Raw genomic sequence first — 1002 nt, forward strand, 5'->3', positions numbered from 1 at the left:
TAGGAGCGCTGCTCGCTCGAAGCCGTCGAGTGCCGGCTGCTCGCGGGAGACGTGCCGGACGTCGGCGAAGTCGCCGAACGCATACGGCAGTTCGCGCCCGGCGGATGGCGCAGCTACCTGCTGGGGCGGCTCAGCCTGTTCGACGTGGGGCGCGCCGAGGCGCTGCTCACGGATGCCTGGCACCGCTGCGACCCGGACGCCGAGCCCGTGCTGGGGGCGCGGATAGCGGGGCAGTTCGCCGCACTGCACGGCAGCATGTCGCACGGAGCCGAGATGGCCGAATGGGCGGATCTGGCCCTGCGCCTGGCGCCGGAGGACACCGCCACTGACATGATCCGCTACCTGCGCCTGATCGGGCTCGCGATGAGCGGACGGGCCGCGGACACCCTGGCGGAGCTCGGCCCGCTGCCCGACCCGGTCCTCGCGTCCCCCGCACAGCTGGAGCACCTTCTGGGCCGTGGGAACCTGCGCCCGTTCGTCGGCGATCTCACCGGCGCCGTAAGGGACTTGAGCGGGGTGTTAGGCGCCTGTCGCGGGCGGGCCGCATCGTTCCAGGTGGTCGCCGCGACGGGGCTCGCCTCCGCCGAGTACCGAGTGGGGCACTGGGACGACGCACTCCTCCACACCGAGTTCGCGCTGTCGCTCGCCGCCGACACCGATCAGCCGCACATCGCCCTGCACAGCAGGACACTGGCCGTCCAACTGTGGGCGGCACGTGGCGCGTTCGCCAAAGCGCAGGCACACGCGCGTGTCGTTCGTGACTACGCCCGAGGCAGTCATGTCAGCCCGGCGCTGGCGGCCGCGCTCGCCGAAGGCTACCTGGCCCGCGCCCAGGGCGACCCGGAGGGCGTCGTCGTGGCCCTCGATCCACTGCTCGCGCTCGGCCCGCGCGGCTTGCTCGAAGAGCCCGGAACCGTGCCGTGGGCCGACCTCCTCTCCGACGCGTGGTCCGCCCTCGGCGAGGAGAAGCGCGCCGCCCGGATCCTCGCCCCGTACGAAGTG

The 1002-nt window shown here is 73.0% G+C and carries 1 pseudogene; it reads left to right on the top strand.

What is annotated here, in order from left to right:
* Window positions 1-51: 51 nt before the first annotated feature.
* A pseudogene (locus R6V09_RS53840) lies at window positions 52-1002 on the top strand (helix-turn-helix transcriptional regulator); the annotation flags it as partial.

The organism is Streptomyces sp. W16, assembly GCF_033194735.1.
Taxonomy (GTDB): Bacteria; Actinomycetota; Actinomycetes; order Streptomycetales; family Streptomycetaceae; genus Streptomyces.